The organism is Thauera sp. AutoDN2, from assembly GCF_051280715.1.
Classification (GTDB): Bacteria; Pseudomonadota; Gammaproteobacteria; order Burkholderiales; family Rhodocyclaceae; genus Thauera.
Map to the genome: position 1 here is coordinate 1 of NZ_JBNCAR010000013.1, position 14,403 is coordinate 14,403.

Annotated in this window: 13 protein-coding genes and 2 tRNA genes; 3 read left to right on the top strand and 12 right to left on the bottom strand. The window is 60.6% G+C overall.

The window, feature by feature from the left end:
* Positions 1-553 precede the first annotated feature (553 nt).
* Entirely contained in the window at positions 554-1,009 is a 456-nt protein-coding gene (gene parS, locus ACPT9U_RS09220; RefSeq protein WP_435750695.1) for a type II RES/Xre toxin-antitoxin system antitoxin, read from the top strand.
* Positions 1,010-1,234: 225 nt separating this feature from the next.
* On the opposite strand, the gene ACPT9U_RS09225 is transcribed toward parS, so the two are convergent.
* From ACPT9U_RS09225 to ACPT9U_RS09265, 9 genes are all read right to left on the bottom strand, one after another.
* Positions 1,235-1,990 (bottom strand): hypothetical protein, encoded by a 756-nt coding sequence (locus ACPT9U_RS09225; RefSeq protein WP_435750696.1) that lies wholly within the window; start codon positions 1,988-1,990, stop codon positions 1,235-1,237.
* Entirely contained in the window at positions 1,980-4,745 is a 2,766-nt protein-coding gene (locus ACPT9U_RS09230) for a hypothetical protein (RefSeq protein ID WP_435750697.1), read from the bottom strand. The genes ACPT9U_RS09225 and ACPT9U_RS09230 overlap by 11 nt, the downstream gene beginning before the upstream one ends.
* The gene (locus tag ACPT9U_RS09235) at positions 4,742-6,721 is read right to left on the bottom strand and encodes a hypothetical protein (RefSeq protein WP_435750698.1); all 1,980 of its coding nucleotides are present in this window, start codon (positions 6,719-6,721) and stop codon (positions 4,742-4,744) included. The genes ACPT9U_RS09230 and ACPT9U_RS09235 overlap by 4 nt, the downstream gene beginning before the upstream one ends.
* Positions 6,722-6,874: 153 nt before the next feature.
* Positions 6,875-7,264, bottom strand: coding sequence for a hypothetical protein (locus tag ACPT9U_RS09240; RefSeq protein ID WP_435750699.1), 390 nt, complete (start codon positions 7,262-7,264; stop codon positions 6,875-6,877).
* 187 nt (positions 7,265-7,451) lie between these two features.
* A complete protein-coding gene (locus ACPT9U_RS09245; RefSeq protein ID WP_435750700.1) occupies positions 7,452-8,435 on the bottom strand; it encodes an HD domain-containing protein in 984 nt (327 codons plus the stop codon).
* Entirely contained in the window at positions 8,425-9,753 is a 1,329-nt protein-coding gene (locus ACPT9U_RS09250) for an Arm DNA-binding domain-containing protein (protein WP_435750701.1), read from the bottom strand. The genes ACPT9U_RS09245 and ACPT9U_RS09250 overlap by 11 nt, the downstream gene beginning before the upstream one ends.
* Positions 9,746-9,979, bottom strand: coding sequence for a hypothetical protein (locus ACPT9U_RS09255; protein ID WP_048708876.1), 234 nt, complete (start codon positions 9,977-9,979; stop codon positions 9,746-9,748). The genes ACPT9U_RS09250 and ACPT9U_RS09255 overlap by 8 nt, the downstream gene beginning before the upstream one ends.
* Before the next feature lie 459 nt (positions 9,980-10,438).
* Positions 10,439-10,515: transfer RNA gene (locus tag ACPT9U_RS09260), tRNA-Met, on the bottom strand.
* Between the two features lie 76 nt (positions 10,516-10,591).
* Positions 10,592-10,667: transfer RNA gene (locus ACPT9U_RS09265), tRNA-Thr, on the bottom strand.
* 103 nt (positions 10,668-10,770) lie between these two features.
* Here ACPT9U_RS09265 and ACPT9U_RS09270 point away from each other — a divergent pair.
* On the top strand, positions 10,771-10,944 hold the full coding sequence (locus ACPT9U_RS09270) for a hypothetical protein (RefSeq protein WP_435750702.1): 174 nt from the start codon (positions 10,771-10,773) through the stop codon (positions 10,942-10,944).
* Here the strand turns inward: ACPT9U_RS09270 and ACPT9U_RS09275 are convergent.
* Positions 10,941-11,402: a ProQ/FINO family protein gene (locus ACPT9U_RS09275; protein ID WP_435750703.1), complete on the bottom strand. Its 462-nt coding sequence runs from the start codon at positions 11,400-11,402 to the stop codon at positions 10,941-10,943. The genes ACPT9U_RS09270 and ACPT9U_RS09275 overlap by 4 nt on opposite strands.
* A gap of 189 nt (positions 11,403-11,591) precedes the next feature.
* Here ACPT9U_RS09275 and ACPT9U_RS09280 point away from each other — a divergent pair, with 189 nt between their 5' ends.
* On the top strand, positions 11,592-11,924 hold the full coding sequence (locus tag ACPT9U_RS09280) for a hypothetical protein (RefSeq protein WP_418363238.1): 333 nt from the start codon (positions 11,592-11,594) through the stop codon (positions 11,922-11,924).
* Positions 11,925-11,960: 36 nt separating this feature from the next.
* Here ACPT9U_RS09280 and ACPT9U_RS09285 read toward each other — a convergent pair whose 3' ends face one another.
* Positions 11,961-12,614 carry a cytochrome b/b6 domain-containing protein gene (locus tag ACPT9U_RS09285; protein WP_435750704.1) on the bottom strand — a complete coding sequence of 218 codons (654 nt, stop codon included), beginning with the start codon at positions 12,612-12,614 and terminating at the stop codon, positions 11,961-11,963.
* A 2-nt stretch (positions 12,615-12,616) separates the two neighbouring features.
* Positions 12,617-14,239 (bottom strand): tetrathionate reductase family octaheme c-type cytochrome, encoded by a 1,623-nt coding sequence (locus ACPT9U_RS09290; protein ID WP_435750705.1) that lies wholly within the window; start codon positions 14,237-14,239, stop codon positions 12,617-12,619.
* Between the last annotated feature and the right edge of the window lie 164 nt (positions 14,240-14,403).

Below are 14,403 nucleotides of genomic sequence, written 5' to 3' on the forward strand. Positions count from 1 at the left end.
GCTCGAGCACACTGGGATCTACGGCTTGCTACCCCGGACGCTCAACATAATCGAGGCATCTACATAATCGGCCTTATGTGGAGATCCACATAAGGCCGAGGACGAGGCGGTCAGCTTGAGGAAAAGACTGGCAGCTTGACGATCAGAAAGCCGACTTCGACCTCGCAAACATCATCAGGCAGGTCAGGGTCGGTACTTCCAGTTGGCAGAATGGGGAAGCCGCTATTCACCGTCGCCTGGCGCTCGAACGGCAGATGACCAGCACATTGCTGCCGAACTGCGCCATCAAACCACCGGCAGCTAAGGCACCGATGTCCTGCCGGTCGATCGGAGGTTCGTGTTAATGCCAGCCCAATCAGACAGGAAGCCGACTGCACCGCAGAAGCCCCTGAGATGGCGCCCGACGGTGTCGGCGCGATGGCCGGGCGAAGGCGAACATTGGTGCGTCCGAGACCAAGCACCCTGGTAAGCAGCGCCGTATGGGCGCGCATGGACACTGACAGGCACTTTAACTAGACTGCGCTCGAGTTCGTAGCTTCCACTGGATTCCGCGATGCCCTCCTCTTCCGAGACAGCCTCCGATTCGATGTCGGTTATCAGCCTACTTGGGGGTGAGGCTGTTCTCCACGCGAAGCCTCGCGTGCCGCTCGAATGGGTTCCGCTTGTGCGCAAAGGGCTGCCGTCTGGCTCGATTGACGCCGCGATTCGGGTGACCCGGATTCCAAAGAGCGATCTGGCCCATGCCCTGAATATATCGGAACACACTCTACAGCGCCGGAAGCGCGAAGGCATGCTATCGCCCGAGGAGTCGGGCAAGCTCGTTCGGTTTGCCCGCATCGTCGAGCGCACAGCACTGGTGCTCGAGGATACGGATGTAGCACTGGATTGGATTCAAAGCCCCAACCCTTCGCTCGGTGGTGGCACACCCTTGTCTCTTTTGGACACGGAGATGGGTGCCGACGTCGTGCTCGACACCCTCGGTGGGATCGAGCACGGCGTCTTCGTATGAAGCAGTGTCGTTGCTCGGAATAAAGATTCCGCACTCGGCGGAGAAACTGCACGCCACTTCTGCGGCGACTCGTCGCCGTGGAGTTCCCTGATGACCTACAGGGCAAGATTGCGGTCCCTGCCCTGCTCGAACGCGTGCTGCAAAAACTCGCTTCGCGCGCGGCCCCACGATTGTCGGGCGTTACGCAGTTCGCGGTCATTTAACCTTATACATTCCTCAGCCCAATCAAATGAGCTGCTCGAAGATGAGCCGCGCAGGCTTTTGAGTAACCGGTGACAACTGTACCCTCGCCTGCACTTCGATCTGATCCCCCCCGGCTGTACTGAACAACTCGCCGACTGCGCGATGCAGCCGAACCTGCTCTTCGGAGTTGGCGGTTTCGAGCAACAGGGGAATGCGCCCCCCCGCAGGGGTCCTTAACGCGCTGCCCTCGGCCATGTCGATGATATCGGTCACCATCAACGATCGCCGGTAATGCCCGTAGACCCGCATCCGAAAAAGACGACACTCGCCGTCGATAGGCGCGGGCAACTCGGATGCCGCCAGATAAACTGGACCAGTCGGCAGATCCAGTTGTACTCCATGGTGATGGAGCACTTTCAGCCTTTTCTCCTGTCGTGGCGACAGAGCCGGGGCATGCTCATCGTCCAGACGTGCGAGGATGGTAGCGTGTTCCTCTCGAATTCGATGCTCAAGATCCGCCAACTCCCTTGCGATCGCGATCTTGATCGGCATTGCACTGACCTCGTCCAGCCCCAGCGCTACCTGTGGCGCGGCCACCATGTGAATCTCGGCAAGCATTTGGCTATGCACCGCTGTCACATGCAGCTTCAGCCATATGTCCTGACGGCGGGGCTCAGGGATCAACAAGCGCAGTTCACGCTCAAGATCCCTAACCCGCACCTGTACGCGCTCGAATGCCAGCCGCTGCCCTGGGGCACTGATTGGCATCGAGACCGCCCTGGAGAACTCATCGATCATACTCACTCCCCTTCTTCACACTAGATGGCATCAGTAGTCCAGAAACCTCCACAATTTGGTCTCGGAGAACGGCAGCGACGCCTGCGGCCAGCATCCACGCATGGAATCCATCCAGGGAAATCGCTGCGGACGGTGGCCGCACGTCTTCTTCGACCGGCTGGGTGCTCCACAGCAAGTAGATCTTGGGACGAGCCTGGTGCGGCGTATGTTCAAAGGTTGGACAGGGCACCCCAAATGCTGCGCGAAACGCCCCCCGAATGGCTGCTCGCTCACGCGCAAGACCCTCCGTCGCGTCGGAGCACACGGATATCCCGATTCGAAGACCGGACGCCCCACATCGCCGCAACCAGTCGAACAAGGTCGCGGCACGTGTCGGGTCGAGCGCGAAGTGGCCCGATCGCCGGTAGCCCTCGACCCAGCTCATCCATGCGGCGTCCCCGACACTGCTGGGTAGCGCCGACCGCATAGCGCGATACTTTGCAGCTTGCCGTCGCCTGAAGTCGATTCGGTCAGCGGACTCGTTCCACAGCAGGAACTCGCGCAGAAAATGGGCATCGTGATCGCCGCTTCTCCAGATCCGCCGACTCGGACTCCAGGCTCCGACCAAGCGCAGAATCTGCATTGCAGCATGCACGATTGAATGCACCACTTCCGGCCTGCACGCATTTCGTCTGCAGACCCACGCAACCAGATCCTCGGGCGGCTTCTGGGTTGCCAAATCCTCAAGAATCCAGGCCACGCGCTCAATGCTGGGCGGCGGATCGTCTTTCAGCCAGGACGGTGGCACGGGTTCGACCAGCGTGATCCCTTCGGCTACGTCAGGCCAAGTTGATTTGCCTGCGTATGCGTAAAGCAATTTCCAGATCTGCGCATTTCGGTCGCCCAGCCCTTCCCGCGCCCTGAGCCGCTCCAGCCGTTTTCTAACGGATGCGGGCAGCTCACCGATCAAGCGAGCGCAGTCCGAGGCGGTGATGACGATCGTGCTCGACAGCACGGCATGCAACTCACCCTGCAGCCAGCGCTCATATTGATGTGCGTACGATCGCAGTGAGCTTGCCGCAAAATGGCCCATCCCGGCAGCAATCGAGTTCAGCCAATTGACATCACCCCGCTCTCGATTTCCCCCCACGATCTGGCGATTGCACCACGCGTGTGAAAGGGTGTGAAAAACTACCGAGGCATCGCCCGTCGCCGCGCGTAGTAGCCCGATCAGCGCGGCATGAAGCGTGCCGCGCCGATAGACGTGATCTGGGTGGTGAGGGTCGCCAAAAAGGAGATCAACATCCGTTGCCCCCTCGGCGCGACGCCTGCGGACCCAGTCATCCAGCACGGACGCTGCGACGTCATCGAGACGCATGGCCCGAACGCCGCTGTCCGACTTCGGTTGACGGTCGCGGATCATCGGCGCGACCTCCAGGACCGCCCCCTGCACATTGCGCAGCCGCAACGTCATCAGCTCCTCGGTCCGCAGCCGGCAGGACCATGCCAAGCGGAGCGAGACGGAAATCGCCCCGCGCAACCGATCGTCGAGATCACAGCGCGCGAGCCACTGATGAATGCGGTCCAGTTCGTGTGGCCAGATCGTGTTCGCAGCCGGAGGTGGATCAGGCAGCTGTGTGTGCAGAGCCTGCTCGAGTGCATCGATGCCGTGCCACCTCACCAGGTGATCATGAAAACTGGACATCGCCGATGCCAAATTCTTGCGGCTGCCAGCGCTTTTTGATGCCAGGACACGCTTATATATCTCGAACCATGCGGAGGCGTCGCGCGTCAGGGCGGTCATCCCCTGCAACTCCAGCATGAGCGGCTCCAGGAGCGGCGGCACGTAGCCAAGGATCGTGTTCACTGCGAGGTCCGAAACGCGCTCCGTGCCCGACTCGACCAGATCCACGGCCCAGGAGAATAACAATGCTGTTTGCCATCCTGATCGACACGCGGCTTCCATGTGCCCCCCGATCAAGCGCAGCATTTCCTGACGCATGCGGTGGTGCGTACCATCGGTCCGGGCGCCCTCCCGGATCGACGTTTTCAAGGCATCGATCAGCGCGTGACACTCTCCCGCTGTGGTGTCAGCCATATGGATCGCATCGAGGAGGCGTCCCATCGTGGAGATGTCTGTCGGCGGTGCAGCAAGGTCATCTGTGATCGAGAGAGCGAGTCCGGACTCGCGCCTCGCCAAGGCAGACCTCGGCAACGCACACAATGGCGCGTCACGGCACACATGTGCGGCAAGAAACCCTGGCAGTGACAGTACAGCCCATGTGCGACCCGCGGTGAGCACCCGCTCGACGACAATCTCGTCGCTCACGTCATCCCAGAACGGGACTGTCGCCCGCACAAACCCTGCGAGCTCCGCGATGGCAGCGTTCTCGCTCACCGCTTGTGCGCCACGCTGTTCCAGCAGCGCACAGACGGCGGGACCGAGCATGCGTCGGTCCAACCACCCTTCCCCCCATGTCCACTCGAGGAGGAGGCTGCCCGATTGATCGGCAAAAAGGCCTTCGCGCAGCGCAGCGGTCGCAAGCGTGAGATCGCGACGGGTGAGCACCGCTTCAGTCCCGATCAGCATCCCGAGCAGTCGTGCCTCCCAACCGAGCCACTCCGCGCGAAGAATTGCCTTTTGGAAGGCGATGAATCGGCGCGACTCGGCAACGCTGGAACTCGTCGTGCTGTAGCGAACGCGGCCGGCACGGTCACCGCGCACATTGACGGCTCGACGGGGCGCTGCACCATTCCCGCAAGAGTTGCGACTCATGCGACGATTCCCCGCAGCGGCCCCACCCCCAGGCGCGCGAGCTCTGCGTTCATCGCATTCACGACATCGAGCGCTAGCGCCAGCAGGCTGTCGCCGCCATCGCTGGACAGGGGGTGCTCGCCCTGCGTAACGTGGCGCATCAGGCGATCGATTGCGCGACTCGAAACGCCCAGCTCCACGAGCCGCGTCTGCCAATAAGCCCGTCCAAAGTTCTCGACGAGGCTGAACTCTTCTGGCCACCAACGCACCAGCTCACTTGAGCCGACAGGTTGGATCTCGCCTTGACGAGTGATCTGGACAAGCAACTCAACCGGAGCGCACGCCCCGATCTGCTCAAGGGTAGCGGCAGCGTCCGCGAAACTCTCGAAGCGACGCAGTCTGCGGGCCAATGCCTTGCAATGCCGCCGATACAGTTCAATTTGGTAGCGTGCAAGCTTGGCGAACGGGGTGGGATGCGGGCCGGCCGAGCGACCATCCGGCGCCCAGGCGGAAGGCGAGCGCTTGTCGAGCAGCCCAACGACCGGCGCATCAATGTCGACGTCGGCCGTAATGGGTAACCGGGTAACGGACCGCAAAGCCAGGACAAACACCAGAATCGAAGCGGCCGCTCGCGTGTAGGTGTTGTGATACTCGATCAGCTTTCCAAGGCCCGCGTTGCGCCCGGGTGCCACGGTTTCCACTTCGGAAGTCATCCAGGCGAACAAGCGCCGCATTGTGTCGTCGGTTGGAACGCCTAGAGCCCCTGCAGGCAACCCGGCCACAAGTGGCACGGGTGCGCCCCAACCAATGCGATCAAACAGCGCCCCCGCAGCCTGCCAGGCCATATCGCGCGCCAGCAATGTGTAGTACGCTTTGCTATGCGAAACGGTTTCAAACCGGCCGCTCAAAAATGCGGCCAGCACACGGTGCATGCCGAGTTCCGCGACACAGAAGCGCTCTACCGTGTTGCCTGCGCGCGCCAGGGTCGGCTTAATGCGTGCACTACAGCCGTGTGAAAGAAGATCAGCCTCCGAGATTTCAGGGGCGTCAAGCATCTCATCCACGGTCAGCGCAGCCGGTTTTTCCTGCTGCAATTTTCGAAGCCGGGCAGCCAGAAAATGGGGGAGCGGACGCGTCACTACCCTGCTCGCAGCGACGCTTCCGGCGCCCCGGGCGCGTCGGGCATGCGGCGCAACCGCGTTCAGGTCAAACAGGTAGAGCCCGCTTTCGACATCGATCGCGGCGGTCCAATCCCCAGCCCAGCGCGACAGCAGAGGAAGGCTGCGGGTGAGCTCGGTGTTGAGCCCCGTCAGCAACACGAGGGCGTGAAGGATCGCGCGCGGGTCATCATCCTCGACGCGCGCACGCAAAAACTCGCACGCTTTGATGAACTGAGATGATTCAAGGGCTCGATGCGAGGCCCGCGCTTGTTGTGCGTGCTCGGCCGCATAGTGCCACCGCGCACGGTAGTAACTCATCACTCTCGCTGGCTGCGACTTCTCGACCGGGGCCGCCGACGATGCCGAGAAACGAACCTCTGCCTCGCGCAGAATCGTTGATATGAGCGGATCGGCATCAGCCCTTTCACCCGCTTCAACAAGCTCTCTCAACCGGTTTGCCCGGCCCGGAGGGACCGGCCTTCCCTCAAGCACACCGCTGACAATCTCGGCACCGATTGCAGCCAGCAGGTCCGCTTGGACCTCCTCCGTGATAGTCAATACCAGGCGCCAAGCTGGGTACTTGGCGAGGCGCCGCCACAGCACCGACGAGGCGTTTCTTTTGACGCCGGGTGTAGGCAGCGTCAGCTCGGCGCACAACTCACGCAAGAGAAAGTCTGGCTCCGTGATCCACCTTCCGAGCGCCATAACCGCCAGAGCAGCCCCCCCGAGCGCTTGTTCAAGCGCGGGCTGGTCAGCTGGGGGACGAAGGGTCAGCAGTACGCGGCGCAGAGTCTCGCGCGACACCAAGCCGAGATCACTATTCCTCTCTCTGTCCATTGTTAGTAATCGTGGTTAAGAGAGGTCCAGCGTACCGCGAGCGACAAGGTCACTCTTGTTCGTAAAACACAGGTTCTTGGGGGTTTTGTGAGGAAGTCCCCCAAACGCCCCCAAGGTAAGCTGAGGGCCCTTCGGCCCCCATGTGCGCATCACTCAGCGGTCGTAGGCTTTGCTCAGAACCTGCGATGCGGACAGTTCGATCTCGAGGTCGCCGTCATCTCGGCGGAGCAAGACACGGCCACTTGCACTGTCCTGACCGAACCTGAACCGGGCACGCACTGTACACAGTCGCTCGCCCACGCCCTCGAGTCGGTGCACGGTGGCGCCATGCGTTTCGAGGATGCGACAACCGCTGTCCTTCAGAACCAACTCGCCATCAAGCAGCCGCGTTGCGTACCAGCCGGCCCAACCCAGCAGCGCCAGGGGAATGACAAGCGGGACCACAATCAGCGCGATGACAAAGTAGCTGCTGTCCGTCCATCTCCGCTGCGAGCGGCCATCTTCACGAGCCAACGCCTCAGGACGATCCTTTTTCTCTTCCATGTGTTCAACTCCTTGACCTTATGTATTTGCGCGTAACACCTGAAACTCAACAGCCTCCCTCCGACTGCTCCCGCAAGAGGAAGACACGATTCACGCTACCCCAGAGACGCAGATGTTCAAGGGCACACAAAGACGCCCGGGCAAACCGAACCGTGTGCCTTCGATCACCACCGTTGTGCATTGACCGCTATGCCAGTGCAGTCACCACGAACGGGCGCGCTCCCAGATGGCGGTGGTACCGACCAAACCCGGGCTGCCTGGGGGCACATCGGTTAATCAGATCGCTTTGCCCCGAAAGGCGATCCGCGGCGCTCAAGAGGATGGCCTCCAGGCTCTGCGGCTCCCTCAGACCAAGCCAGGCAGGCGCCCCTTTCGCGCAACCCAGCACATGCATGAGTGCAAGATAGTGCTGCTCGTCGATCAAAACGCGGTGCTGTGCCTGTGCGGCCGCAATCCATTCAATGACGGTCAGGCGGTGCCCTACCAGTCTCCCGCGCGCCGATAACTCGAGATTGCGATAGCCCAACCTGTACTCGTCAGCCTTGCCGGCGTCGTGGAGGAAGGCCGCAAGGATGAGAATGCCCAGGTCAATCCGCCTCTCATGCAGACCGAGACCTACGGCGCGCTCGACCACGTCGACGATGTGCCGCAGATTTCCACTCCGGCCCGCGTGATGGCCCGCAAGCGAACTCGGGCCATTGAGATAGCGGCGAAATCGATCGCCCTGCCAGAAGATGGCATTGAACAGATGCCTCAAGGATGGCGATAGCCCGTCCCAGTACCCGCCGGCACGTCTGAGAAGCGCACGGTCACCGAGCCAGCTCGGCGGCACCGTGTCAAAGAGGTTCAGCGATGGCTCGGGCCGCTCGAGCGGAACCAGGCGCGCAATGCGCACCGCGCCCTTGGTGGAGGTCGGACGTCCCAGCCACCTGATGCTTACCAGGCCGCCGGTAACAATCCGAACATCCACGCTGCGCGACAACCACTCCACTGTCATACTCGCCCGCTCGTGAAAGAGTACAGCCCGATTCATCTTGTCGTGGCCGTCAAAGTACAGTCTCGTGATTGACTGGACCCGGAACGCCAGCGGCAGATGCTGCACGACAAGATCGTCCCCAACAGGCAGTGCATGCACCGCCAAGGTCGCGACGTAATGGCGCTCATTCATCATCAGCCCCCTCGAGCGCGCCCGACAGCGAGCCGTCAGCATCCGTATGTTCATTCGCGTCGGCCGACTTCTCGACACCACCACCGATGGTTCGCGCGAGCAAACGCTCGAAGGCCGAGCCATCCTGGCGCGTGAGGTTCGGCACGTAGCGGCTGTAGACCTTGAAGAGCATCTCCGTGCTGGTATGCCCCATCTGCCGGGCGATCCATTCCGGGTTCTCGCCCGCAGCCAGCCACAATGTGGCCGCGGTATGTCGTGTCTGGTAAGGACGTCGCGCTTTCAGCCCAAGGTGGCGCAGCAGGGGATACCAGACCCGCTTGGTGACGTTGTTGTGATCGAGCGGACTTCCATCGCGGGAGCAGAACACGTATTTGCCCAGCCGCGCCGTCCTTGCCCGCTGGCGCTGCAGCGCTTCGAGCACCAACTGACTCATGCGGATGTCGCGAATCGACTCGGTGGTCTTGGCCTCGTCCTCTTGCTCCCCCATGACGCGCGTCTCTCGAATCAGGATCAGTCGATGCTCGAAGTCGACGTACTCCCACTTGAGCCCATCGACCTCGCCGGTGCGCATGCCGGTGAAGAATCGCACCGTGAAGTAGTCCCGGAAATCCTCGCGCACTGTCTTGAGAATCTGCTTGACCTCCTCGAGCGTAAAGGGCTGCACCTCGCTCTTGGGGATCTTGAGCGGTTTGATGTTGTAGAAGGGACAGATAAACTGAAAGCGGTCGGAGGCTTCCTTCAAAATCAACCCGACGATGTTCATGATCGCGTTGATGCGGCGGGGTGACAGCGTCTCCTTCTTCCGTCCGGGGACTTTGGCGAGTTCGGAACGGAATTGAAGCAGTTCTTCCCGAGCGATGCTTCCGACCACCCGCTCACCGAAGCGCGGGAGCAGGTACTTCTGCACGATGTCGTCGACCGTGCGCCGGTAGGAACGACGCCAGGCCACCTCGTTTTCAGAGATCCAGGTTGCGGCGAATTGCTCGAATCGTGGCGTCTCACGTGCAACCGCTCCCCACTGAGCAGCAAACGGTGCCCCGATAGGCATCGCAGCCGGCAAAGGCGGAGCGACTGTGACGACCGCTTGCGCTTCTACCCGGCCTCCGTGGGCTTTTGAGTTCTTCTTGCTGCCAGGGAAGAAGCTGGCGTAGTCGAAGGTGCCAGCGGCAAGATCCGTTTCAAGACGCTGTACGAGTCGCATGAGCTTCTTGCGGTTCGCGGGAGTGTCTTCCAGCCGCGTGTATTCACGACAACGCTTCCCTTCATAGCGAAAATCGATGAAGAGCGTTCCTGTGCTCGCGAGAGTCCGAATGCTAGCCATGACACACGCCCCCGTTCGACATCGGAATCACGAACGTGTTGAGTGAGGACTTCGCCATGTCCTCCTCGATCCTCTCCCAGACGTATAGGATCTTCCTTCCTCCAAACGGACGGATGTAGTGCACTCCTTCAAGCAGAACGCTGTCCTTGAGGCGCTCACGAATTGTTCGCTGGTCGTACTTGATGCGATCGGATAGTTCTTCAGTTGTCAGATAGGTCGCAGCCATTTCTTGCTCCTTTGCTATTTATCTATTTGTCTAGCACCTAGACAGTTTCAATCTATCGCAGAAGAGCAACGGGTCAACCCGCTATTTTCTAGACAGCTACAATCTCGCCGTACCCACTGGAGTCTGTGCACATGGATCGGCAACAAATCAATGTTCGGCTTACAGAAGAACTAGCCACCAAAATCGATCATCGACGAGTCTCGCTTCAAGCCGTACTAGGGAGGATCCCGAGTCGGTCCGAGGTCTTGCGCCTCGCGTTGGAGGCCTACTTGGGAACGGACACCGACGGGGCCAAGGGCAGACACGAGCAAAGATCAAACGGTGACCTCGCCAGAAAAGCAAAAAAATGACGGGGCCACGGGTGGGCCAACATGGGCCAAAGGTGGGCCAACATCATTCTGGTGGCCCAAGCGCAAAAAAGCCAACCACCGTTAAGTGATTGGCTTTAATGACTTTTTTTGGTTGCGGGGGCAGGATTTGAACCTGCGACCTTCGGGTTATGAGCCCGACGAGCTGCCAGACTGCTCCACCCCGCGTCGGAGAAACAAAACTATAAACGAGTCGTGCGCAAATTTCAATCCTTTTTTGCGCCGCACAAGGCTCGGAGAAAACTGGTGCCGGCAATAGGAATCGAACCCACGACCTTCTGATTACAAATCAGCTGCTCTACCAACTGAGCTATGCCGGCAAGGCGCTCGGATTATAGCGCAAGCTTGCGGATCCGATCTGCTTGCATCAAAGACTGTTTTTTTATACAGTTATTAGCAAGCTACAGTTCGGGGGAACAGGTCATGGAAACGATACTTGCACGAGTCATCACGCCTCTTGGGCTGCTGGCCGGCCTCTTGCTGGCCACCGGTCACATCGGCGGCGCACTTGCGCTCTCGGTTGCAGCCGGAGCGTGCGCATGGCTGGTGCGCTCCGGCGCGCTCCAGCACGACCTGCATCGGTCCCGTGAGGCCTAACGGCCAAATCTCTGGACCAACTGCTGCAGTTTCTGCTCGTGGCGGCGCTCGGCCTCTTCCGCCGCACGTTTCTCGCGCTGCTGGCGTGCCACCTCGGCAAAGCGCTCCTTGAGTGTGGTCGCAGCGTGCGTGCGGTGTTCCTCGGTGAGCTCACCCACCGGCTGGCCATCCAGGTCATGACGGTGAGTGCCGCGCGCCACCGACTTCAAATATTTGGTCGAAGCGGTGTGCAAACGCAAGGCCACGCGCAGGTTCTTGCGCTCGAAGTCAGGAAAGCGTTCGAGGATGGCCGTGTCGATCTTCAGGGCCAGCGGCAGATAGTCGCGAAACGTGGGTGATTCGGCCTGAAGGCGCTTGAGCATCGCGCGCGGGTCGACCTTTGCTCGAACCTGTTCGCTCGTAGCTGCCTCGGCAGCAGCCGGCTGCTCTGCAGCAGCCTCGATCTGTTCTGAAGTCATCTTTGCAAGAACTCTGGATTCGGTATAAAAATCTGAATTGGCATAGAGCCAAGTACAGACGTGGGGCACGGTGGCATGGGGACGATCGGGACCGCATTCTAACCCGAGCACCCCTCCCTGCGTCCGGGTGGGCGGTCGATGTGCGTCCGGCGCACACAGCCGAGTTGTCGATCGAATCAGGAGCAGATCATGAGAGAACGCTGGCGCCGCTTACCGGGCTCGCGGACCGAACCCGCAGGCCTGGAGCGCAAGATATTACGCCGGCTACCGTTGATCGCACTCGCGGGTACGGCTGCATGCATCTCTATTTCCTTGCTTGCACGCCTGATGTGGTGGGGCGACGACAGCAACGAAACCCTGCGCTCGCTGCAGATGATCGACATCTGGGTGATCGCAGCCGTGGTTCTGCACTGGACCGTCATCGCGGTCGTCGCAATCTACGCCTTTATCATATTCGTAATGAAGGGACCGGCTTACATTGCCGACCGTTACGAGCTTCCAGACGAGGACGCCCCGCGCTGAACCAGCCGCGGGGCGTCGGACAAGCGAGAGATGCGCTCAGACTTTGCCTGCGGGAGCCTTGCCACCACTATTGGCAGGGGCGTGATGCTCATCAATTTCTTCCCAGCCAGTGATCATCGCCTTGACGTGCGCGAAGACCGTGTGCCCGGTCGTGGTCAGATACACGTGGATGAAGAAGAACGCCGTGATCATGAATGCGCCGGCCGTATGCACGATGGCCACCGTCTCGAGTGTGAAATACTTGTCCAGCCCGAGCTGCGCCCAGTTGCCGTAGAACAGGTACAGCAGCCCTGAGCCCCAGATTACCGGCGAGATGAACGCCAGCAGAGCGAGGTAAGCCAGGCGCTGCAGCGGGTTGTGCTTCTGCACCACCGTCTTGCGGAACGGGTGCGGCATGTCCTTGAAGATCCCCACCGTGTAGTAGAGCACCATCGCCCCGACGTTCCGCATCGAAGGCAGATACTGACGCCACTCACCGGTGGTGAACTGCCAGAAGATCGTGAAGGCCCAGATCGTCAGCAGGGTCCAGGCGGCGAGCGTGTGCAGGTCGACAGCATTCTTGAAGCCCATCAGGCTGTAGCTGCCATGGATCTCGAAGCCGGTGATCATCATCACGATGATCAGCAGAGCCTGCGACCAGTGCCAGAAACGCTCATAACGCTTGTAGATGTAGATTCGGTTCTCACTCATTTTCAGTGCCCCTTGCGACGGGTGAGGATACGGGCAATGCCGTGGATGGAGCCGGCGCCAATCGCGCCAATAATGGCCAGACCGCCGAGCAGATCCACCCAGCCGTTACGGTCGCGGCCCGGCAGATAGATGTCGGTGATCTCGGTCAGGCGGCCTTCTTCCGAGCGGGTATGGCACTCCTGGCACTGCACAGCCTTCTCCTTTGGCGCCACCATGTGCGTGATGAACCAGTTCATCCGCGTCTCGATGAAATCGAACTGACCGCTGTAGGGCAGGCCAGCGTACTCCATGCCAAATTTGATCGACTTCTCGTAGTCCCAGTTGCCCCAGAACGCCGTGTCGTCCTTGCCATAGACGTGGTTGACCACCAGCGTCTTGTTCACCGGGTCGTACGGTTGCTTGCCGACCATGACCTTGAACGGCCAGATGCGTGCACTCGGGTCGCTTGCGGAGCCCTCGACGCGATTCAGTTCAAGGATCTTGGAGTCATCGATCTTGTCGGTGATCGCGACCTGATGCACGACGCCGTTGTACCACTTGTAGGTAGGCCGCACGTTCTCGCCATACTCGAAGTCGCCCTTGTCAGCCGAGTAGCTCAGGTGGCCATGATCGTCCTTGATGAACAGCCCCTTGCCGTTCTCGTCACGTTTACCGGCCGTCGACCAGTCCCACAAGGTCTTGGTGGGGATGCCGCCGCGGGCGAACTCGGGGATGTGACATGTCTGGCAAGCCACGCGGTTGGCGTGATGGTTAAGACGCTGATCCTCATGCGGGGTGAGGTCGTGGCACGACTCACAGGTGGCGCGATTGTGGTCCTCATGCTTCATGTCCAGGCCCTTCACGTCCTTCGCAGTCGCAGCGTAGCGGCTGCCGGAAGGCTGGTGCGCGTTGAAGGTGTGGCAGTCGGCACAGTCGAGGTTGGCACCATCCTTGGCCATGTGCACATCCACATCGCGATGCGGATCGATCAGCGAAGTATCGAGGTCGCCATGCTTGACCGCGTCGCCGCCGCCGCCGTTGAAGTGGCACGCGCCACAGTTCTCGCGCCCGGGCTTGCCCACGTTCTGCGCGACCTTGGTCAGATCGGGCGGCTGAACGATCTTGCCGCTGCCCTTGGGCATCTCTCGCGGCTCGTAGAGGGGGTGGCCTGCATCCGTCGGCACTTTCTTGTAGGTGGCCGTGGTGTCGTGACAGGCGAGGCAGTCGACGTTCTCTTCGTTGGAGAAGTCGTAGTTCTTGTCCTTCCAGTCATAGCCGGCGTGGCAACTCGTGCAACGCGGCTCGTTGGAAAGGATGGAGCCGCAGAAGTTGTTGGCGGCATGCTGCTTGCCAAGCTTCTTCCCGGTGGTAGGGCTAATGGTTTCCCAGGTCCAGTGCACGCTCTTCATGACCTGGTGACTGGCCTCGTTGTGACAGGCCAGACAGGCCTTCGTCACCTCCGGTCCACTGTTGAATGGACCCTGAAGCTCCTTGAACTTGCTGTGGTCCGCCGTACTCTGCGGCTTGCCACCTGAAGCGGCCACCGGTATGTCGCCCGCCGCGGGCGCCCCGATTGCCATGGTGCTGGCTACCATGATGATGGTGGCGCCCAGCCAATGGCGCCACCCCGATGTTCGTCCATTCATCTCTGTCTCCTCCAAGGAACTCCGGTTACAACTGAAATTTTACGCCGCCGCTCAATATCAGCTTTTGATTAATGTCTAACTTGAGCGATATCAAACCGAGAAAAAGTCCATGCAAGCTCCCCGGAGGACGGGACGAACTACCACGCCAGTCCCGGGAAGCCCCG

Coding starts and splice junctions, on each gene's coding strand:
- parS (WP_435750695.1), top strand. CDS start 554: ATGCCCTCCTCTTCCGAGACAGCCTCCGATTCGATGTCGGTTATCAGC.
- ACPT9U_RS09225 (WP_435750696.1), bottom strand. CDS start 1,990: ATGATCGATGAGTTCTCCAGGGCGGTCTCGATGCCAATCAGTGCCCCA.
- ACPT9U_RS09230 (WP_435750697.1), bottom strand. CDS start 4,745: ATGAGTCGCAACTCTTGCGGGAATGGTGCAGCGCCCCGTCGAGCCGTC.
- ACPT9U_RS09235 (WP_435750698.1), bottom strand. CDS start 6,721: ATGGACAGAGAGAGGAATAGTGATCTCGGCTTGGTGTCGCGCGAGACT.
- ACPT9U_RS09240 (WP_435750699.1), bottom strand. CDS start 7,264: ATGGAAGAGAAAAAGGATCGTCCTGAGGCGTTGGCTCGTGAAGATGGC.
- ACPT9U_RS09245 (WP_435750700.1), bottom strand. CDS start 8,435: ATGATGAATGAGCGCCATTACGTCGCGACCTTGGCGGTGCATGCACTG.
- ACPT9U_RS09250 (WP_435750701.1), bottom strand. CDS start 9,753: ATGGCTAGCATTCGGACTCTCGCGAGCACAGGAACGCTCTTCATCGAT.
- ACPT9U_RS09255 (WP_048708876.1), bottom strand. CDS start 9,979: ATGGCTGCGACCTATCTGACAACTGAAGAACTATCCGATCGCATCAAG.
- ACPT9U_RS09270 (WP_435750702.1), top strand. CDS start 10,771: ATGGAAACGATACTTGCACGAGTCATCACGCCTCTTGGGCTGCTGGCC.
- ACPT9U_RS09275 (WP_435750703.1), bottom strand. CDS start 11,402: ATGACTTCAGAACAGATCGAGGCTGCTGCAGAGCAGCCGGCTGCTGCC.
- ACPT9U_RS09280 (WP_418363238.1), top strand. CDS start 11,592: ATGAGAGAACGCTGGCGCCGCTTACCGGGCTCGCGGACCGAACCCGCA.
- ACPT9U_RS09285 (WP_435750704.1), bottom strand. CDS start 12,614: ATGAGTGAGAACCGAATCTACATCTACAAGCGTTATGAGCGTTTCTGG.
- ACPT9U_RS09290 (WP_435750705.1), bottom strand. CDS start 14,239: ATGAATGGACGAACATCGGGGTGGCGCCATTGGCTGGGCGCCACCATC.